Genomic DNA, 20,946 nt, shown 5'->3' with positions numbered 1-20,946 from the left:
GACAACCAGTAACGAAAGCAGAAAATTTATGAAGTCAGACATATTACCTTTTTTGACATAAAAACGAAATACAAGGTGGGAGTGAAGGTGGTTTATGGACATAAAAAGAAGCCCCGCGGAAGGCGAGGCTAGGCGTTTTAGTTCGTCATAATCAGTATGAAGTCGTACTTGTGTCTAAGAAGCCATTCTTCATTAAGATTAGTTGGAATTACAACCCGAGCTGGTTGAGTAAATCATCGGCGTCATCGTTTGAACTCGACGATTTAGATTCTTTCTCAGCCATATTTTTACGTGTTGCTTCTAAAATATCGTCTGGATTTTCGTCTTCTGCGATTTCAAACTCTTCTAGTTGGATGAACTCAGTTTTGTCCATTGCCAACTCTAGGTAGAAAATGTTGTTATTTTCGGTGGAGAACGTCACTCGGCGAGCTTGAGGGCGGTCAAGGTTGGTATCCACTTGTAAGATGACTTGCTTATTCAGCGCCATCATTTTTGGCTGGTTTTGTGTGATGTTCGTTTGCAGCTCTTTACGAATTTTATTGGTGAAATCTCCAACCAGTTGGTTCATTAGCTCACCCAGAACATCTCCCACCTCGTCAGAAGTATGAGATATTGCCAGTTCTTCTTCTGGCATACCCATATTACGCATGTAGTTGGTGTAGATCTCTAATGCGGCTTTTGCCGTAAAATTAATTACGACCAGCCCGGTAAACCCGCCATCAAACAGAACAAAACAGCCAAAATCTGGCTTGAGGCTAGTCTTGTGGATTTTTTGCACCATTGCAGAGTAATTTACTTGAGAAGATGTCGCCGAAGTAAGGACGCCAGAAACAGACTGGCAAAGTTTGAGAAGGATATCTTCAGTGGTCACAATTTTATTTTTTTTCATTCTGAAAACTCATCTAGAAACGCGATTCGTTCCCCAATGTAAGGCATCAAGCGTGAAAAAATAAAGCATAAGTTTAATTATTGTATCGAGATTCTGATTTGCTCGTCTTTTTAAATGTTGTAAAGTGACGAAATTCAAAGAATATTACTTCACTAACTCTTTTGTGGTGTTTTGTTTCGCTGAACGCCAACTTGTATGAGAAGTGAGCAAATAATTACATAACCCGCAGCTGATCGGATTCAGCGTCGTAGGGGCAGGAAGCAAATGTTACCAAGATTACACTCGCAAACTGATGTCGATCCTCTTGTTCTTAGTTTTCTGAAAGAGCTTGAGCACGCCGGATTCACTGGTGATATCGAAAGCCAATATTCAAGCCGACTAGCGGTTGCCACTGACAACAGTGTTTACCAGCAACTTCCTCAGGCAGTCGTCCATCCTAAAACGACAGAAGATGTTTCTCTCCTCGGGAAACTGAGCAATAAAGAAAAGTACGAACGAATTACCTTTTCACCTCGTGGTGGCGGCACAGGGACCAATGGTCAGTCGCTAACCAAAGGTATTGTGGTGGATATGTCTCGCCACATGAACAAAGTGCTTGAGATTAATGAGAAAGAAGGCTGGGTTCGTGTACAAACTGGTGTAGTGAAAGACCAGTTAAATGATGCGGTTCGCCCTTACGGTTACTTCTTCTCTCCAGACTTATCTACCAGTAACCGTGCAACGATTGGCGGTATGGTCAACACTGATGCTTCTGGTCAAGGTTCTCTGAAATACGGAAAAACATCCGATCATGTATTGTCGCTACAAGCGGTGTTTGCTGATGGCTCAGTTTTAGAATCAGATCTGTCCAACGGCTACCCCAAAGAAGGCGAGTTTGCTGCCAAGGCGCTACGCGTAACGGAATCCGTATGTCGTGAAAAACGCCAGCAGATCGTGGATAAATTTCCTCCGCTCAACCGCTTTTTAACGGGGTACGATTTAAAAAATGCCTTGAATGAAGACGATGACCGTTTCGACATCACACGAGTGCTGTGTGGCGCGGAAGGTTCATTGGCATTTATTACTGAAGCTAAGCTAAACCTGACGCCAATTCCGAAAGCACGTACTTTGGTTAACGTTAAATATAACAGTTTTGACTCTGCGCTGCGTAATGCACCGTTTATGGTCGAAGCGAAAGCGCTATCTGTAGAAACCGTTGACTCGAAAGTACTTAATCTCGCGAAGCAAGATATCGTCTGGCACACCGTGAGTGATTTGCTTACCGATGTTCCAAATAAAGAGATGCTTGGCATCAATATGGTGGAATATGCAGGTCAGGACGAAGAAGAAGTTGCAGCGCAGGTTGCAGCGCTGACCGCCAAGCTCGATACCATGCTGGAAACAGAAGAAGCGGGCATCATCGGTTACCAAGTCTGTAACGATGTAGCGAGTATCGGGCGTATTTACAACATGCGTAAAAAAGCGGTGGGTTTGTTAGGCGCAGCAAAAGGCCGCGCTAAACCGGTCGCATTCGCTGAAGATACCTGTGTACCACCAGAAAACTTGGCTGATTTCATTGTTGAGTTTCGCGAACTATTAGATAGTAAATCGCTGAATTACGGCATGTTTGGTCATGTGGATGCAGGGGTGCTGCATGTGCGTCCTGCGTTGGATCTGTGTGACCCGCACCAAGAAGCATTGATGCACGAAGTTTCTGATGAAGTGGTTAAGCTGGTGGCGAAATACGGCGGTTTGATGTGGGGTGAACACGGCAAAGGTTTCCGTTCAGAATATGGCCCTGAGTTTTTCGGCGATGAGTTGTTTACTGAGCTGAGACGTGTGAAGGCGGCATTCGATCCACACAACAAAATGAACCCGGGCAAAATCTGTACGCCGCTTGATAGCGATGCAGAGTTAGTAAAAGTTACCGATACCAAACGTGGTTACTATGACCGTCAGATTGACGTTCAAGTACGTGACAGCTTTAAGCAAGCGATGGAGTGTAACGGTAACGGTTTGTGTTTTAACTACGATACCAGCTCGCCAATGTGTCCATCGATGAAAGTAACAGCCGATCGTCGTCATTCACCGAAAGGTCGTGCGGGTTTGGTTCGCGAGTGGTTGCGTCAGCTCACTGAACAAGGCATTGATATTCTTGACTTAGAAAAGCAAACGCTAGAAAACAGAACATCAATCAAAACCATGATTGACCGCGTACGTCATTCTATCAATCGTCGTCACGAATACGATTTCTCCCACGAAGTGTATGAAGCGATGAATGGTTGTTTAGCGTGTAAAGCGTGTGCGAGCCAGTGTCCGATTAAAGTCGACGTTCCGAGTTTCCGCTCACGCTTTTTAAACATTTATCACTCTCGTTACCAACGTCCAGCAAAAGATTATCTGGTTGCGAACATAGAGACTATGCTGCCGATGATGGCGAAAGCGCCAGGTGTCGTAAACGGTGTTTTGAAGCAGTCGTGGGTCAAGAGCTTAACGGCTTCAACAGTTGGGTATGTCGATGCGCCGTTGTTATCAGTACCTACGTTGAAACAACGAGTAGAGTCGCTGACAACGCCTTATGACCTGCAAGCGCTCAGCGGTTTGTCTTCGTCTGAAAAGAGCAAGCATGTTTTAATTGTTCAAGACCCATTCACTAGCTACTACGACGCCGATGTTGTAGAAGACTTCGTTAAATTATTGAAAAAGCTGGGCATGCATCCGGTGCTTCTGCCATTTAAGCCGAACGGTAAAGCACAACACATTAAAGGCTTTCTACGTCAGTTTAAGGATACAGCAGCCGATACAGCGAAGTTTTTGGCGATGGTAGCGGATCTGGATATTCCATTAGTTGGTGTCGACCCTGCATTGGTGCTGTGTTATCGAGATGAATACGCTGAAGTACTTGGCAGTAAGCGAGGTGATTTCGATGTACTAACGGCCCACGAATGGCTTTACCCAAGACTAGAAGAGTTTGAAAGCGGAGAGCATAAGGCGCAGGAACCTTGGTATCTGTTTGCGCACTGTACTGAAAAAACCAAAATGCCGAATGCGGAAAAAGAGTGGGGCGCTATTTTTGCTCACTTTGGTGCGGTTTTAAATACGGTACCGGTTGGTTGTTGTGGTATGGCGGGTACGTTTGGTCACGAGGTCGATAAGTTGTCGATGTCGAAAGACATTTACAATTTAAGCTGGAAGCCAAGCTTAGATAAGTTAGATAACGAGAGATGTTTGATTACTGGCTACTCTTGCCGCAGCCAAGTGAAACGCTTTGAAGGAACAAAGCCCAAACATCCCGTTCAGGCGCTGTTAACTTTGATATAATCACATCAAATTAAGCCCAGTTTTACTGGGCTTTTTTAGAAGTCACATACAACAATTTCAAAGGATATGAATCTTGAGAAAACTTGAACTCAAAGTCCCACCTGTTGCGGTGTTTTTGTTGGTCATACTACTCATGTATGGACTGACAGTTCTGGTGCCGAGCCTGAATATTAGCGTGCCCTTTGTCGAGGTTGTGGTTGGCGGGTTAACTTTGCTCTCTGGTTATATGGGCATTGCTGGTGTGTATGAATTCCATAAAGTAAAAACGACGGTTAACCCTGTAAAGCCTGACACGGCCTCTTCCGTGGTGAGAACTGGTGTATTTGCTTTTTCGCGCAACCCGATGTATATGGCGCTACTGCTTCTAATCATTGCAATTGGTTTGTGGTGGCAGCATTTGAGTGTGGTGCTTTGTGGCGTCGTATTTGTCAGTTATATGAATCGATTTCAAATCAAGCCAGAGGAACGTGTTCTAGAGCGATTGTTTGGTGAAGAGTATGTGGATTATAAAAACCACGTCCGCCGCTGGATTTGAGCGTCGAGTTCGGTTTCATTTGGATAAGAAGTAAAAAGAAAGCCCAACATCAGTTTTGGGCTTTCTTTATTTAAATACGTTTTTGCGCTTCTTGAGTTGAGGCAGTCGATTAGGCTGCCTTAACGAACTTTGCTAGGAATGCATCCTTACGTTCATTGAAACGGCGTACAAGGTCATCAACCGCTTCTTGGTCATATGGCTTCAAGCCGCTTGCAACCATGCGCTTGATGCCTTTGCCAACGACTTCATCGTCTTCTTTGAACGCAAAGTTTAAGGTGACTACCCCACGTTTGCCTTCCACGTCGAACGTTGCGCCAGTGAAATCCACTTCAGGATGTGTAAGGTCTAAGCGTGAAAATTCAACTTCCATGCTTTCATAAATAACTAATGGACGTTGGCAGTTGATCATCATTTGCTTCTCTTCCATAAGAGGAACCATGATGTGAGGGAAGTTCATGCCAGAGAATTGCACGTAATTTGTTACGACATGCTCAATAAATGCGGGATCGTGGTTAGTCTCACCTTCACGGGACATGTGTAAGTATTCTTTACCTGCCTCGTCAACAACGGCGCTTTCTTTTTCACACTTATTTTCAATATGAAGTGCTACACCATCGTTTACCATGCCAGAGAAGTTAAAACGCATCTTTTGGCTGACGCCTTCTTTACTAAGAAGCACTGCGAAAAGTAAGTCCCCAGGGACACAAAAGCGTTTGTTGTCTTCATCGTGGATTGGGTTGTAGTCACCTGCGACACGTTTTGCAAAGTGGCTTGCTTGTTCGCGAGTGAACTGAAACTGGTGATTAGTGTTTGAAAAATAAGGTGTTAGAAACATAATTTTTACGTAGTAACCAAAACTGTGTGGGATTATATGCGAATATCTGCGTAGCAATGGTCCATCCAGTGAAAACTTCACCGTATCCTAACAATAAGACACTATTTCGGCGGATAAATCGTTAAAAACGCATACTTTAGCAACGCTTTTATTTGTGAAAGCAATAAACAGCGACTTTATTACGTCGGCTATTTTTAAAAGTATAGCAATAACAATATGCAAGTGTTCATAAAGATCGCTGGGAATACGTTTAATGAGGAGATAAAAAAGCTCCACGCGAAACGTGGAGCCTTCAAATTATCATCCGGTTTTTAGATTAAGTGCTGGTAATGCTGGATTACTGAACACTTGGTAACAGACTCTCTGGCATAAGCGTGTTGTGGATAGCCAGCTTAAGCAGAGTATTGGCCTGTTCAATGTCCGGCGCAAAGTAGCGATCCTTATCGTAGAACGATACTTTTTCACGCAACATTTGTTTGGCAGTCTCGATACGCTCAGAAGACTTGTTTGGTGCTCTAAAGTCTAGGCCTTGTGCTGCTGAGAGGTATTCGACCGCCAGAATGCCGCGAGTGTTTTCGCCCATTTCTTTCAATCTGCGAGCCGCGAAGGTTGCCATTGAAACGTGATCTTCTTGGTTTGCTGATGTTGGCAAGCTGTCTACTGACGCTGGGTGAGCGAGCGTTTTGTTTTCGCTTGCTAGCGCAGCAGAGGTGACCTGTGCAATCATGAAACCAGAGTTCACACCACCATTATCAACTAAGAACGGTGGTAGTTTTGATAATGCGCTATCGATAAGCAATGCCATACGACGTTCAGACAGGCTGCCGATCTCAGCAATCGCCAGTGCTAGGTTGTCAGCTGCCATTGCAACAGGCTCAGCGTGGAAGTTACCGCCAGAGATGATGTCGTCATCTTCAGCAAACACCAACGGGTTATCTGATACGGAGTTTGCTTCTACTTGCAATACTTCTGCAGCGTTGCGGATTTGCTGCAAACACGCCCCCATTACTTGAGGCTGACAGCGCAAAGAATACGGGTCTTGCACTTTTTCACAGTTAGTATGCGAATCACCAATGTCACTTGATGTATCCAATAGATGACGATAGGCCAGTGCAGCGTCCATTTGGCTGCGATGACCACGTACACGATGAATGCGCGGATCGAATGGACGTCGGCTGCCGAGAGCGGCTTCGACAGACATTGCGCCACATACTGTAGCCGAAGCGAAAAGATCTTCCGCGATAAACAGACCTTCTAATGCGAACGCTGTTGATGCCTGGGTACCATTTAGCAGCGCTAAGCCTTCTTTCGGTGCCAGAGTTATGGGTTCTAGACCTGCGATTTTTAATGCTTCTTGCCCAGAAATGATATTACCGTTGTGACGAGCTTGTCCTTCACCTAGTAATACTGTGCTCATGTGGGCCAGAGGAGCTAAGTCACCTGATGCGCCAACAGAGCCCTTTTTAGGTACACAAGGGTAAACTTGTGCGTTAACTAGGTCGGTCAGCATATTAATGACTTTTAGGCGAATACCAGAAAAACCACGAGACAGACTATTGATTTTCAATACCATCATCAGACGAACCGTTTCGTCTGACATAAACTCACCGATACCTGCCGCATGAGAAAGAACGATACTGCGTTGCAGTGTTTCTAAATCTTCCGGGGCTATTCGTGTGTTAGCCAATAGCCCAAAACCAGTGTTAATTCCGTAAACCGTTCTATCTTCCGCGATGACTCGGTCTACGACTTGCGTGCTTTCTTCAATGGCCGGAATGGCTTCAGGATCCAAAGTAAGGTTGACTGGTGAACGGCTCACTTGGCGTAGTTCGTTTAAGCTAATATGACCTGGCTTTAGCGTTAAATTTAACATCTCTTTCATCCTTACTTGAGCTTCTTCAGTTCTTCGTTGAGCATTGGCAAATCTAGCCCTTGCTCTGCTGCACATTGTTTAGCAATATCGTATCCCGCATCAGCATGACGCATCACGCCTGTTGCTGGGTCGTTATGCAGCACGCGGGCAATACGTTTTGAGGCATCTTCACTGCCGTCACAGCAGATAACCATACCTGAGTGTTGCGAGAAGCCCATACCTACGCCACCACCGTGGTGCAGTGAAACCCAAGTTGCGCCGCCCGCCGTATTGAGTAGTGCGTTTAATAGTGGCCAGTCTGATACGGCGTCAGAACCGTCCATCATGCCTTCTGTTTCTCGGTTCGGGCTTGCTACGGAGCCAGAGTCTAAGTGGTCACGACCAATGACAACAGGCGCCTTAAGTTCGCCATTTTTCACCATTTCATTGAATGCTTGACCAAGACGCTCACGATCTTTAAGACCAACCCAGCAAATACGTGCAGGTAAACCTTGGAACTGAATGCGCTCGCGCGCCATATCTAGCCAGTTATGTAAGTGCGGATTATCTGGAATTAGCTCTTTTACTTTTTGGTCGGTTTTATAGATATCCTCAGGATCGCCAGAGAGAGCGGCCCAGCGGAAAGGACCAATACCTTCGCAGAATAGAGGGCGAATGTAGGCTGGAACGAAGCCAGGGAAATCAAATGCGTTCTCTACGCCTTCTTCCAGAGCCATTTGGCGGATGTTGTTACCGTAGTCGAGTGTTGCGGCGCCGCGATTTTGCAGCTCTAACATGGCTTGAACTTGCACTGCCATGGATTTTTTGGCTGCTTTAACAACCATTGCTTCATCTTGCAAACGCATTTCTGCAGCGTGAGACATGCTCCAGCCTTGTGGTAAGTAGCCATTGAGCGGGTCGTGTGCAGATGTTTGGTCTGTTACTACATCAGGCGTGATATTACGTTCTACCAACTCAGAGAAAACGTCTGCTGCATTACCTAGTAGACCAACCGATACTGGTGTGTCCGATTCTTTGATGATAGCAAGCGCTTCATCTAAAGATGTCGCTTTCTTATCGACATAGCCTGTACGTAGGCGGTAATCGATACGCGATTCATCACACTCTACCGCAATCATGGAGAAGCCCGCCATCGTACCAGCTAGAGGCTGAGCACCACCCATACCACCAAGACCGCCAGTTAGAATCCATCGGCCTTTTGCTTCGCCGTCAAAGTGCTTTTTCGCAACAGATACGAATGTTTCGTATGTGCCTTGGACGATGCCTTGTGAGCCAATGTATATCCAGCTGCCAGCGGTCATTTGGCCGTACATCATCAAGCCTTGTTTATCGAGCTCGTTGAAGTGTTCCCAGTTTGCCCAATGAGGAACGAGGTTTGAGTTTGCGATAAGCACGCGTGGGGCGTTTTTATGGGTAGGGAAAACACCAACAGGCTTGCCTGATTGAACTAAAAGCGTTTGGTCATCTTCGAGTCTTTCAAGTACTTCAACAATCTTGTCGTAACATTCCCAGTTTCGTGCCGCACGGCCAATGCCGCCATATACAACCAGCGAATGTGGATGTTCTGCAACATCAGGATCGAGGTTGTTCATCAGCATACGAAGAGGGGCTTCGGTTAGCCAAGATTTTGCGCGCAGTTTATCTCCGTGAGGTGCACGAATTGTTCTGCTTGTATCAAGTCGTGGATCTTGTCCCTGGCGCTGTGTCATTTCAGACTCCTTTAGTTTCTCGTGATGACCAAGTACTTGCTTGGTCGTAATAATAAGTGGCATCTAGGATGCGTTATGGTTTGTGTTGCTTTTCCGCCATCGCGTTGGCGATATCCCAACACAAACGGGCAGCTAAGCGTGCAGTTTGACTATCGACGTCATAATTAGGGTTGTATTCGGCGATATCAGCCAGCATGAGCTTATTTTTGTAATGAAGAATTCGATCTAAAAAGGGGGCAATAGTGTCGTAACTAACTCCCCGAGCTGCTGGTGCGCTGACCCCAGGTGCGGTTGCGGCGGGAAATACATCCAGATCAATGGTCAAATAGAGGTAATCACAGTCGTCAATAAAATGTTGAAGCTGAGTTAAGTGATAACTGTGGTTTAGGTAACAAAGCTGATTGTCTTCTACATACCAAACATTTAACGCATCTGCTTTTTCAAACAGCGCTTTAGTGTTGCTACTGCGGCTTACGCCAATGCAAGCGTAATGAAAGTCCCAATCATTGCGTTGGCAAAAATGATGAATTTGGTTGAAGGGAGTGCCAGAGCTTGGTTTGATGTCGGCGATGCCGCTCTCGAATGCGCGTAAATCGAAATGCGCATCGAAATTTATGATACCGATTTTAGGCTTCTTCTCTGGATAGTGCGCTTTAAAATACTCCGCTAAGCCGGAAAACGAGGCCCACGCAATCTCATGCCCGCCACCTAACACGATGACAGGCGTATGAGGTAGTGCGCTTGAAATGGTTGCCGCACATAGAGATTGGCTCTCTTCCAGTAAGTCGTCTTCGCACACCACGGTGCCTAAGTCATATAGTGGGACGTCTTGGTGCCATGCTAAATTAGCGAGTGCTCGTCGGATTAAGTCTGGCGCTTTTTTCGCACCAATGCGTCCTTTGTTTCTCGCAACGCCAGCGTCGGTAGCAAAACCCAGTAATGAGACGCCATGCGCAACTGCCCCTAACTCATCTGCTTTCTGGCGTTGAACCACGTGATGAATTCGCTGACCAAGTTTGCCGTCCTCGGCATCATGACGGCCTTGCCAATGAAATAGGGGAGAGTGTAAGTCGAATTGAGACATATTATTGGCCTCCGTGTGAAATGTATTCACCATTTACTATACGACCTACCAGACGTTTTGCTCCGACTTGATAGCTTAAATCTGCAGGGCTTTCGATATCCCAGATAGAGAAGTCCGCATCAAACCCTACTTTGATTTCGCCACGTGAATTTTGATAACCCAGAGCTTTGGCTGCATGTTGCGTTACACCACGCAGTGCTTCTTGCGGTGTAAGGCGAAATAGTGTGCACGCCATATTCAGCATGAGTGTGAGATCAGAAAACGGTGATGTACCTGGGTTGACGTCCGTAGCAATTGCCATCGGCACGTTATGCTCTCTCAACAACTCAATCGGTGGTAACTGAGTTTCTCTTAGAAAATAAAAAGCGCCAGGCAGTAGAGTGGCGACAGTGTTTGAGCGAGCAAGTGCTTTAACACCTTGCTCATCTAAAAACTCGATGTGATCCGCTGACAGACCGTTGTATTGCGCAGTGAGGGCTGTACCACCGAGATTCGAAAGTTGCTCTGTATGCCCTTTAACCTTTAAGCCGTGGCGTTTTGCAGCTACAAACACTTTTTCTGTTTGTTCAAGATTGAAACCAATCGATTCACAAAAAACATCGACACTCGTGGCTAATTCTTCCTTTGCGACAACAGGGATTATGTCCTGACAAATGTGCTCAATATAGTCATCTGCACGGCCTTGGAACTCAGGCGGAATGGCGTGAGCGGCAAGAAGTGTAGTGGTGATTTTAACTTTGCGCTCTTGTTCAAGCATTTTGGCTGCACGGAGCATTTTTACTTCGTCATTCAGTGTCAATCCGTAGCCTGATTTCACTTCGACAGAAGTGACACCACTTGCGAGTAGCCCGTCTAAACGTGGCAACGCTAACTCAACTAATTGCGCTTCGGTTGCTGAACGCGTCGCATGCACCGTTGAAAGTATCCCACCGCCTTGTTTGGAAATTTCTTGATATGGTACGCCGTTTAAGCGCATTTCAAATTCGTTGGCACGATTGCCCGCGTAAATAAGATGAGTGTGGCAGTCGATCAAACCTGGCAGAACTAACTTGCCTTGAAGGTCGATACTCTGAGCGTAATGTTGGGCAGACAGCAGAGACTCAGTTTGCGGTTCGTCTTCACCAATTGCACAGGTGCTGATCGCAACGATTTTTCCAGATTGAATGCCAATACGAGCAGGAGACGTTGGCAGATAACCGCGCTCTCCCGGTTGCATGGTGACCAGACGTGCGTTTTCAATCAGCAAATCCATGTTTGTGTCCCTGTGTTTATTTGTATCATTAAATGTATATACAAATAAATAGAGCAAAATAAGAACACTGACAAGATTGATGTTGCTAAAATGTGATCAAAACGTAGATCTATAGGACCAATCTTGTCATTAAATGAGCACTTTTGAGCTCAGCTTATATTTGTTACCAGGGTGATAAAGTAGGGCGGTACTGACTAACTTATCTTGGCTCCACGTTCTGCGATTCAAGAGAAGGCAAGGCTCATTGGCTTGCATTTTTAAGTCTTGCTTAATACGGCCGTCAGGCACAATTGCCTCTACGGTATGTTCAATAGCGCTGAGTGGGCAATTATCTGACAGGTATTGATTCGGAGTGATTTGTGTGAAGTCTTGATTTAAATAACTCGGGGCATATTGGCTGTTAACCCAGCGGAGTTCCAATTGAATAGGCGTTTGGTCTTCATAGTGAATGATTTCACTGTAAAACACCGTTGTGCCAAGCATGACGCCGAGTTTTGTCGCAATGCTGTCATCTGCTTTTATGGCAACTTGTTTGAGCACTTTACTGCTATATTGTCGCCCTCGGTCGCTGACTTCTTCGGCAATGTTTCGAATGTCTAACAGAGGAGATTCTGACTTTTCACCAGGATCACACACAAACGTACCTAAGCGTGGGCGACGTTGTAATCGGCCCTCATTAACTAAGTCCCGAATTGCTTTGTTCACTGTCATTCTACTGACACCAAATTGCTCGGTAAGCTCAATCTCTGTGGCGATACGATGACCGACTATCCACTCTCCAGAATCAATTTTATCGAGGATAAATTGTTTGATTTGAATGTAGAGTGGTGCAGACATAATGATTCCCTTTTATTTGACTATACAAATACTGCTTAATTTAGGTACAAATTGCAAACATTTCTCGACGAATGCACCACTTAGTGACAGAACAATCCTATTGTGGGGCTGAATGATTCTTGCTGCTGAGCATTATTTGGATTGATGATGGAATTCGAACATTTTCTTGTGGTCTATTGCTTGCAGAGTATAAAACAATTGTGTAAACAAACGATTATTAGAAGAAAAGTCGCTAAAAAGGAAAAACATGTTTAAAAAATTGAAAGCATCACTGGGGATTGGTTCTGCAAAAGTAGATACGATTTTAGACGAAATGAGCGTGTTTCAAGGAGCGACGCTGAAAGGGCATGTTCATATCAAAGGCGGAGACGTCGAACAACAAATTGATGCTATTACGATTAAATTGAACACAGAGATGAAAGTCGAAGTGGATGATAGCGTAAGTTACCAAACGTTCACTATTGATCAGCTGAAGGCGGTAGACCCCTTTGTGATTCAACCTAATGAAGAGAAGCAGGTTCCGTTTGAGCTAAAACTGCATGATGAAACGCCAATTACTGCGGTTAGCGCACTTAAGAATCAATGCCATGTTTGGGTTGAAACGACGTTAGATATTGATTTTGCGATTGACCCGCGTGACCGTGACTATATTGAAGTGAAACCACTACCAGTAGCATCTCGGGTTATTCAAGCGATCGAGCAAGCTGGTTTCACTATGGTTAAAGCCGATGTTGAAAAAGGCTTTTTGCGCGGTGGCTCGTTTGCTTCTCGCTCTGGAATTTATCAAGAGCTAGAGTTCCGAAATAACGGCTTTATCTCATCAAAAGAAATTGAGCTTTCTTTTATTCTGGAAGGGCAGGTCATGCATTGTTTGGCAGAGATTGACCGTTCGCTCAGCTTGGCTGGTGACCAATATCGCTCGTTTACGTTACCGATCAATGCAACTGATGCTCAAGTCGCTGCCGCGGTTGCACCAACGCTAAATCTATAGTTCTCATCAACTTGATGAGAATATGTACCGATATCCTATTGTGAAAGCGATATCGGTACTGTTATCCATGTTTCGTGCGTTCTCAACGGCTAAAAACTCAAGCGCGGAGTTTTCCATGAGATATCGATAGCCTAATACCAGTTCATTAGAGGCATCAGCAAACTCTGCGGGTCCTTCTGTTGAGCCTTGATACCAATGGTATTCAAACATCAGGTGGTGGTTATCTTCCAATGCATAACGGTACCCAGCTGCAACGGCAATCGTATTATGCCGATAGGGTAGATCCAGCAAGGCGCGATCATCTGAGCGAAAAGTCATGCCAACCATCGAGTAAAATGCATGGGCGTCACTCAAATAACTGTAATTTATTTGGAAGCCTTGCTCGAAATTACTGCCTTGAAAAGTCCCGTGAGCAACATCATTAAAATATAAGCTGCCACCAATAGATAGGCCGTGATGTTCATTCTGAAACACTTGATATTGCAAATAAGTAGATAAGTTGTTGGCAAGCGTTTGTCCTTCGAAATCATCTTCTAGCACATCATATTGCGGCATTGAAATGTAAAAACGATCTCTGTCTACTTTGTCTCGGCCATTCTGTCCGATACCGAAAAGGTTATGGAAGCTTTTAGTCAGTCCATCTAAATGGTTATCAGCGGCAAAAACCCACCGATAATTGAGTTCCCATTGCCAACGGCTATTGATTTGCCACTTGCTGCCAATTTCGATTTGGTTGTGGTAATAATCCAGTGCGTATTCATCAGTATGAGCCCAAACACTAGCCACGGTTCCTGAGCCATAGGTTTCGACAAAGTCAGAGGGAAGGCTATGTCCCGAGCGCAGTATATTGGTATGGCTAACTACTTGCATCGGAGATTGTGCGTAAGAACGTAGCGGCCCATACAGGTCATTTGATGCCATGGCTGGTACACAGCATATCGAAGTGCTTAGAAGCCCCATAAAGCGAGATTTGAAATAGATCATGATGAACACCTACATGCAAACTACTCAATAAAACAACTATATACCTAAATTGCACTTTGAGGTGGAACTAGGTGTGCTGGGTCCTGTGTTGGTTAATATGTATCAGGAACTATTATACCAGTTGTGTATTCAAGTTCTATTGGGAGGGGGTAACTCTGTCTACAAGTGATGTGAGCCCTTAAGAAGAATCATCAGATTGTTGCCACGAGGCCTGAGGTTAAGTTCTTATGATAAAACAAAATCGCGCTTTGCAATCTAAATGTGAGCTAGGTACAATCCCATTTTCGATAACGGTCCGGTATTCGTGTTACCGAGAGGCCTTTATTGACTCTCAACTATTTTCAACAAATAGCTTCTAATTTGAATAACATGTGTTGCTTGGTGTGCAACACCACTGTAAAGGACATAGCATGCCTATTATTACTCTTCCTGACGGCAGTCAGCGTCAATTTGACAACCCAGTTTCTACTATGGAAGTTGCGCAATCGATCGGTCCTGGTCTTGCAAAAGCAACGATCGCTGGTCGTGTAAACGGTAACCGCGTTGATGCGTGTGACCTAATTGAAGAAGACGCAAGCCTTGAAATCATCACCGTAAAAGATGAAGTAGACGGTCTAGAAATCGTTCGTCACTCTTGTGCTCACCTTCTTGGTCACGCTCTTAAGCAGCTTTACCCACAAGCTAAAATGGCGATTGGTCCAACCATCGACAACGGCTTCTACTACGATATCGACCTAGATGAGTCTCTAACGCAAGAAGATCTTGAAAAGATTGAAAAGCGTATGAAAGAGCTAGCGAAAACCAAGTACGAAGTTGTTAAGAAAAAAGTAAGCTGGCAGGAAGCGCGTGATACGTTTGAATCACGTGGCGAACCATACAAAGTGGAAATCCTAGACGAAAACGTATCTCGTGATGATCGTCCAGGTCTTTACCACCATGAAGAATACATCGACATGTGTCGTGGTCCTCACGTTCCTAACATGAGCTTCTGTCAACACTTCACTCTATTGAATGTGGCAGGTGCTTACTGGCGTGGTAACAGCGACAATAAAATGCTTCAACGTATCTACGGTACGGCTTTCCACGATAAGAAAGCACTGAAAGCGCATCTAACTCGCCTAGAAGAAGCGGCGAAGCGTGACCACCGTAAGATTGGTAAGCAACTAGACCTATTCCACATGCAGCAAGAAGCACCGGGTATGGTGTTCTGGCATCACAATGGTTGGTCTATCTTCCGTGATCTAGAAGTATTCATCCGCGCTAAGCTAGATGAGTACGGTTACCAAGAAGTAAAAGGTCCGCTAATGATGGACCGTGTTCTTTGGGAACGCTCAGGTCACTGGGATAAATACGCTGATGCAATGTTCACAACTTCTTCTGAGAACCGTGAATACGCAATTAAGCCAATGAACTGTCCAGGTCACGTACAGATCTTCAACCAAGGTTTAAAATCGTACCGCGACCTACCGCTACGTATGGCAGAGTTCGGCTCATGTCACCGTAACGAACCATCTGGTGCACTACACGGTATTATGCGTGTACGTGGCTTTACTCAGGATGACGCTCACATTTTCTGTACTGAGAGCCAAATTCAAGAAGAAGTAACAAACTGCATCAAGATGGTGTACGATACGTACCAAACATTTGGTTTCGATAACATCGTAGTGAAACTGTCTACTCGTCCAGAGAAACGTGTAGGTTCAGATGAAATCTGGGATCAATCTGAAGAAGCATTGAAGCAGTCTCTTGAATCGATGGATATCCCATACGAAATTCAAGAAGGTGAGGGTGCGTTCTACGGTCCTAAGATTGAATTCACACTATACGATTGTCTAGACCGCGCTTGGCAGTGTGGTACTGTCCAGCTAGACTTCAACCTACCAGGTCGCCTAGGCGCTACTTATGTAGGTGAAAATAACGAACGTCTTGTACCGGTAATGATTCACCGTGCGATTCTAGGTTCACTAGAGCGCTTCATCGGTATCCTTATCGAAGAATATGCTGGTTTCTTCCCAACTTGGTTGGCGCCAGAACAAGCAGTTCTTATGAACATTACTGATAAACAGTCAGGTTATGTTCAAGAAATAGTACAAAAACTACAAAAAAGTGGAATTAGAGCTAAAGCGGACTTGAGAAATGAGAAGATTGGCTTTAAAATCCGCGAACATACTTTGAAGCGTGTACCGTATATGCTTGTTGTTGGTGACCAAGAAATGGAAGCTGGCGAAATTGCAGTACGTACTCGTAAAGGTAAAGATCTTGGTAAATTTAAAGTGGATGATTTTATTGCATACATCCAAGACGAGATCTCTAGCCGTAAGCTCAATCTGGAGGAATAAGCTATTAAAGGCGGAAGACGTGGCCAACAGCCGGTAAAACAAAACCCGCACCGTATCAACGGTGAAATTCGTGGTATTCGTGAAGTTCGACTAACAGGCGCTGACGGTGAATCAGTTGGTGTTGTATCGATTCAAGAAGCCATTGCAGCTGCTGAAGAAGCTGGTATGGATCTCGTTGAGATCAGTCCTAACGCCGAGCCACCTGTTTGTCGTGTGATGGACTATGGTAAGTTCCTCTTCGAGAAGAGCAAAACTGCTAAAGAGCAGAAGAAGAAGCAAAAGCAGGTCCAGATCAAGGAAGTAAAATTCCGTCCTGGAACTGATATTGGAGACTATCAGGTAAAACTACGCAACCTGACGCGTTTCCTTGAAGAAGGCAACAAAGTGAAGGTAACAATTCGCTTCCGTGGCCGAGAGATGGCACACCAAGACATCGGTGTTGACGTTCTAAATCGTCTTAAGGAAGATACTGCAGAACTTGCTGTGGTTGAATCTTTCCCTAAGAAGATTGAAGGTCGCCAGATGATCATGGTGCTAGCCCCTAAAAAGAAGTAATTAACGGCTCATCAAGTAATTAAAACCTAGCCGCTTTCCTTTCGATAAAGGCATAACGGCTGGGTTTTGTTCGCCCTAATTACGTTGTTTATTAAACCTACTCAATGCGGAGTTATTCATCATGCCTAAGATGAAAACCAACAAAGGTGCTGCTAAGCGTTTTAAGAAAACTGCTGGTGGTATTAAGTACAAGCACGCTACAAAACGTCACATCCTGACTAAGCGTACTACTAAGAACAAGCGTCAACTACGTCCGAATGCAATCCTTCCAAAATGTGAAGTGGCTGCAGTAATCCGTATGTTGCCATACGCTTAATTCTTTTTAGTTATCAATCGTTTAGTTTAGGAGAAGCATAATGCCTCGCGTAAAACGTGGTGTACAAGCTCGTGCACGTCATAAGAAAGTTCTAAAACAAGCTAAAGGTTACTACGGTGCGCGTTCACGTGTTTACCGCGTAGCTTTCCAAGCAGTTACTAAAGCTGGTCAATACGCTTACCGTGACCGTCGCGCTAAGAAACGTCAATTCCGTCAACTATGGATTGCACGTATCAATGCGGCATCTCGTCAAAATGGTCTATCTTACAGCCGTTTCATCAACGGTCTTAAGAAAGCATCTATCGAGATCGACCGTAAGATCCTTGCGGACATCGCAGTATTCGACAAAGCTGCATTTGCAGTTCTAGTTGAAAAAGCGAAAGCTGCTCTTTAATTAGCAGTTTAGGATTAAGAGAAGGAGAGCATTAGCTCTCCTTTTTTATTGCTAAAATATATACCCAAATACTTTCAGTTTTTCCATTCAGAATCTTGTCTATCAGTCTTCCCGATTTGATTAGTGATCGCTGCTCTGTTGGTAATAAAATGGCTTGGGTATATATTTTACGTTTATAAGGGACTAAAAATGATCTACACAACGACAGAAAGCATTCCGGGCAAGCAGATCTCTGAAATAAGAGGGGTTGTAACTGGCAATGTTGTTCAATCAAAACACATCGGTCGTGACCTCATGGCGGGTATCAAAAGCATTGTTGGCGGCGAAATTCGAGGTTACACGGAAATGATGACCGACGCGCGTGATATAGCTATACAGCGCATGGTAGCAGACGCTGAATCTAAAGGTGCAGATGCGATTGTAGGGATTCGATTTACCACGAGCTCAATCGTAGATGGTTCTTCGGAAATTTTGGCATTTGGTACTGCAGTGAAACTGGCGGACTAATATACGAGGAAAAGCGTTGCTAGGAATGGTGAATTTTTATTCATTTTCGTTTTTTCTTTTTAGGTTAATTATTCTAGATTTTCGCAGAGCGAATAGGCTTATATTCTTAACTTTACGTTACTATTAAAATTAATCCCAATAATTTAGAGTAATTGCTTCACTTTTGTTTTGTGTATCATTTTATATTCATAATGAAATTGAATTCATATTGAATTTTCCATTTATCTTGTGAATTTTGATTTCGATATATTAATTCATATTTTTCTTATAAAAATATGAACTTATACCTTGCCAAGCGGTTCTAAATTGTTACAAATACTATACAGCTGTAACATTGCCAAAAGGAATTGTAGATGAGAGATCTGACTCCCGAATACTTGCTAGCCGCATTACGCCAAGCGATTAAAACAAAAGGGCTAACATATCGAGAGCTATCTGAGAAAATGGGCATGCCGCTGTCCACTTTTAAGAGACACTTAACAAGCACAAATCTCGCTTTGGATAAACTGCTTGAATATTGTAGAGCTGTTGATTGCACGTTAGATGAACTACAAAAGCTTGCGAATCAATTACAAGGCGAAGACGAGGATTACTTTAGCCGTACGCAAGATGAAGTTTTTTTTCAATTTCCCCATCTTTACGATTTTTATCGTGAATTGAGAATGCTGCGAGGCAAAGATGGATATTCCATTTTAAAGAAAAAGTATGATTTGTCTGAGCAGAGCATGTCTGATTACCTAAAAGCTTTGGAGTTATTGGATCTTGTTTACGTTGATGAAGATAAAAATATAACGTTGCACGGGCCGTTATATTACAGCTATGCAGAAAACTCCAAGCTCAATGATAAATATACGGAAATCATAAAAGAACAGACAACAACCCACGATAAATGTGTTCGTGTGGCTTTGGCACGCATGAAAATTACCGAAGAGCAGCTTTTGCAATTGGAAGATCAAGTCGCAAAAACGGTTATCGATTTTCATTCCAAAAATGTTGTGGCAGAGAACTTCAACGTCTCTGATTTTACTAATATTGTTCTACTTGCAGGGCCACATCAGCCAGTCACATTCTCTGATGGAATTATCGAGACAGAAGGGCGATTTATTGACGATATTCGTTATGCCATCGCATCTGCAGGTGATAAACCAAGCCTCTCGATTTAGAAATTCAGTCTTTTACTTAAAGAGAATCGCTTTTCTCATTATGTTATTGAGTTTTGCAGCTCTAATATTGAAAGGAAGCAGTAAAAGAAAAGCCCAAGACAGAGCACACTTTGTAAATAGAGCATCTATCAGTTACTGTTTTGAATCCAAACTTTAAGTGTTTTGGGCTTTTTTGAATAACATCATTTCAATATCACTCGTTGTCCAATTTTTAAGGTTCTGATTTTTGGGGTTATGTCCCCGCACTCCACTCTAGCCTTTCCTTACAATCAAATCATTCTCGCTGAACCAAGCATCTTGATGTTACTTGGTTATATATAATTAAAGCTTATTTTTCGGTTAGCTATAAATTCATACTTGCAATGTTTGTTTTTTGATCTATTATGACGAAGTGTCATTTATGACGGTTAGTCAAATTTAGTGGCGTTCCTGTATTCAAGAATCGTGTTACAATTATTGGGAGTGTGTTGGTATACGGATCAAAGGATTATGTTTAACTTTCGCTGTAAAAAAGATAGCAAGCAAGACGGATGTCGTACGTCTTCAGGGCTAACTAAAAAACAACAGGCGATTGCTGATCGTGAAATAGAGCTTATTCAATTGGCTAAGTCTCTGGTTCAAGAGCAAGGCTTTGCCAACTTAACGATGGACAAGCTCACAGCGGCAAGCCCTTACTCGAAGGGAACGATCTACAATCATTTTTGCAGCAAAGAAGATGTGATTCTTGCGCTTTGTATTCACTCGCTGAGAAGCGAAGCAATATTTTTCGAACGTACCGCTAAGTTCAATGGCAATACCAGAGAAAAAATCATTGCTATGCATGTAGGTTATCGTATTTACGCTCGTATGGAGCCTGTACTATCAACCTGTGCGATTGTTGCAAAGACGCCTTGGGTCCTAGAGAAAGCTTCGCCTAAGCGTGTGAATGAATTGAACAACTTAGAAGAACAAGTAATAGATGGTGCTGATGCGTTGGTGAATAATGCGGTGGAATGTGGGGACCTTAAGTTCTCTCCCGCAATTGGTTCTGATGCCATCGTATTTGCTAACTGGTCTATTGCCTTCGGTTCAAACGCTCTAGCGCAAAATGCATCGAACAGTCGATGTATTCAGCGAATTCAAGATCCATTCTCAGTACTGCATAACGCGAATATGTTACTTGATGGTTTAGGGTGGTCACCTTTATCGACAGAGTGGGATTACCGTAAAACGTGGCGTCGAGTGGAACAGGAATTGTTCAGCGAAGAGCTTGCTTATTTAGAGTCTGTGAATCGCTAATCGTTATAGAGGCCATCTAATATTTTAGTTGGCTTTTTCATTACACTATTGTGACGAATCGTCAAAAAATAGAGATTGGTACTCAAGTTACCGATCTCGAGAAGT

At 44.0% G+C, this 20,946-nt stretch carries 18 protein-coding genes; 10 read left to right on the top strand and 8 right to left on the bottom strand.

Annotated features, from left to right (window positions below):
- Positions 1-208: 208 nt before the first annotated feature.
- Positions 209-889 carry a DUF3334 family protein gene (locus tag FR741_RS09170; protein WP_006742601.1) on the bottom strand — a complete coding sequence of 227 codons (681 nt, stop codon included), beginning with the start codon at positions 887-889 and terminating at the stop codon, positions 209-211.
- Between the two features lie 264 nt (positions 890-1,153).
- Between FR741_RS09170 and ydiJ the strand changes: the two genes are divergently transcribed.
- Both ydiJ and FR741_RS09160 read left to right on the top strand, forming a co-directional pair.
- Entirely contained in the window at positions 1,154-4,189 is a 3,036-nt protein-coding gene (ydiJ, locus tag FR741_RS09165) for a D-2-hydroxyglutarate dehydrogenase YdiJ (protein ID WP_167426679.1), read from the top strand.
- A 73-nt stretch (positions 4,190-4,262) separates the two neighbouring features.
- A complete protein-coding gene (locus tag FR741_RS09160) occupies positions 4,263-4,724 on the top strand; it encodes a methyltransferase family protein (RefSeq protein ID WP_005395882.1) in 462 nt (153 codons plus the stop codon).
- 109 nt (positions 4,725-4,833) lie between these two features.
- Here the strand turns inward: FR741_RS09160 and FR741_RS09155 are convergent, their stop codons facing one another.
- From FR741_RS09155 to hutC, 6 genes are all read right to left on the bottom strand, one after another.
- Positions 4,834-5,559: a DUF3581 domain-containing protein gene (locus tag FR741_RS09155; protein ID WP_114322444.1), complete on the bottom strand. Its 726-nt coding sequence runs from the start codon at positions 5,557-5,559 to the stop codon at positions 4,834-4,836.
- Positions 5,560-5,896: 337 nt separating this feature from the next.
- Entirely contained in the window at positions 5,897-7,432 is a 1,536-nt protein-coding gene (gene hutH, locus FR741_RS09150) for a histidine ammonia-lyase (protein WP_005395884.1), read from the bottom strand.
- Positions 7,433-7,443: 11 nt separating this feature from the next.
- Positions 7,444-9,141: a urocanate hydratase gene (gene hutU, locus FR741_RS09145; protein WP_005395885.1), complete on the bottom strand. Its 1,698-nt coding sequence runs from the start codon at positions 9,139-9,141 to the stop codon at positions 7,444-7,446.
- 73 nt (positions 9,142-9,214) lie between these two features.
- Positions 9,215-10,225 carry a formimidoylglutamase gene (hutG, locus tag FR741_RS09140; RefSeq protein ID WP_104971555.1) on the bottom strand — a complete coding sequence of 337 codons (1,011 nt, stop codon included), beginning with the start codon at positions 10,223-10,225 and terminating at the stop codon, positions 9,215-9,217.
- 1 nt (position 10,226) lies between these two features.
- Positions 10,227-11,477 (bottom strand): imidazolonepropionase, encoded by a 1,251-nt coding sequence (hutI, locus tag FR741_RS09135; protein WP_005395887.1) that lies wholly within the window; start codon positions 11,475-11,477, stop codon positions 10,227-10,229.
- Positions 11,478-11,606: 129 nt separating this feature from the next.
- On the bottom strand, positions 11,607-12,314 hold the full coding sequence (hutC, locus tag FR741_RS09130; protein WP_005395889.1) for a histidine utilization repressor: 708 nt from the start codon (positions 12,312-12,314) through the stop codon (positions 11,607-11,609).
- A 247-nt stretch (positions 12,315-12,561) separates the two neighbouring features.
- Here hutC and FR741_RS09125 point away from each other — a divergent pair, with 247 nt between their 5' ends.
- Positions 12,562-13,305, top strand: a complete 744-nt coding sequence (locus tag FR741_RS09125) for a sporulation protein (RefSeq protein ID WP_005385491.1) — start codon at positions 12,562-12,564, stop codon at positions 13,303-13,305.
- Positions 13,306-13,311: 6 nt separating this feature from the next.
- Here FR741_RS09125 and FR741_RS09120 read toward each other — a convergent pair whose 3' ends face one another.
- Positions 13,312-14,289, bottom strand: coding sequence for a DUF3187 family protein (locus FR741_RS09120; RefSeq protein WP_167426678.1), 978 nt, complete (start codon positions 14,287-14,289; stop codon positions 13,312-13,314).
- Between the two features lie 410 nt (positions 14,290-14,699).
- On the opposite strand from FR741_RS09120, the gene thrS reads away from it, so the two are divergent.
- From thrS to FR741_RS09085, 7 genes are all read left to right on the top strand, one after another.
- On the top strand, positions 14,700-16,628 hold the full coding sequence (gene thrS / locus FR741_RS09115; RefSeq protein ID WP_005395892.1) for a threonine--tRNA ligase: 1,929 nt from the start codon (positions 14,700-14,702) through the stop codon (positions 16,626-16,628).
- A gap of 3 nt (positions 16,629-16,631) precedes the next feature.
- The gene (gene infC / locus FR741_RS09110; protein ID WP_074191168.1) at positions 16,632-17,183 is read left to right on the top strand and encodes a translation initiation factor IF-3; all 552 of its coding nucleotides are present in this window, start codon (positions 16,632-16,634) and stop codon (positions 17,181-17,183) included.
- A gap of 121 nt (positions 17,184-17,304) precedes the next feature.
- Positions 17,305-17,499 carry a 50S ribosomal protein L35 gene (gene rpmI / locus FR741_RS09105; RefSeq protein ID WP_005377932.1) on the top strand — a complete coding sequence of 65 codons (195 nt, stop codon included), beginning with the start codon at positions 17,305-17,307 and terminating at the stop codon, positions 17,497-17,499.
- Between the two features lie 40 nt (positions 17,500-17,539).
- Positions 17,540-17,893 carry a 50S ribosomal protein L20 gene (gene rplT / locus FR741_RS09100; RefSeq protein ID WP_004727974.1) on the top strand — a complete coding sequence of 118 codons (354 nt, stop codon included), beginning with the start codon at positions 17,540-17,542 and terminating at the stop codon, positions 17,891-17,893.
- Between the two features lie 189 nt (positions 17,894-18,082).
- Positions 18,083-18,400 (top strand): heavy metal-binding domain-containing protein, encoded by a 318-nt coding sequence (locus FR741_RS09095; RefSeq protein WP_005377919.1) that lies wholly within the window; start codon positions 18,083-18,085, stop codon positions 18,398-18,400.
- Positions 18,401-18,753: 353 nt separating this feature from the next.
- The gene (locus FR741_RS09090) at positions 18,754-19,563 is read left to right on the top strand and encodes a helix-turn-helix domain-containing protein (protein WP_006741660.1); all 810 of its coding nucleotides are present in this window, start codon (positions 18,754-18,756) and stop codon (positions 19,561-19,563) included.
- 489 nt (positions 19,564-20,052) lie between these two features.
- Positions 20,053-20,841 carry a TetR/AcrR family transcriptional regulator gene (locus tag FR741_RS09085; protein ID WP_005395898.1) on the top strand — a complete coding sequence of 263 codons (789 nt, stop codon included), beginning with the start codon at positions 20,053-20,055 and terminating at the stop codon, positions 20,839-20,841.
- Positions 20,842-20,946: the final 105 nt, after the last annotated feature.

The sequence above is a fragment of the Vibrio diabolicus genome, assembly GCF_011801455.1.
Classification (GTDB): Bacteria; Pseudomonadota; Gammaproteobacteria; order Enterobacterales; family Vibrionaceae; genus Vibrio; species Vibrio diabolicus.
This window is presented reverse-complemented; position numbering and strand designations above follow the sequence as displayed.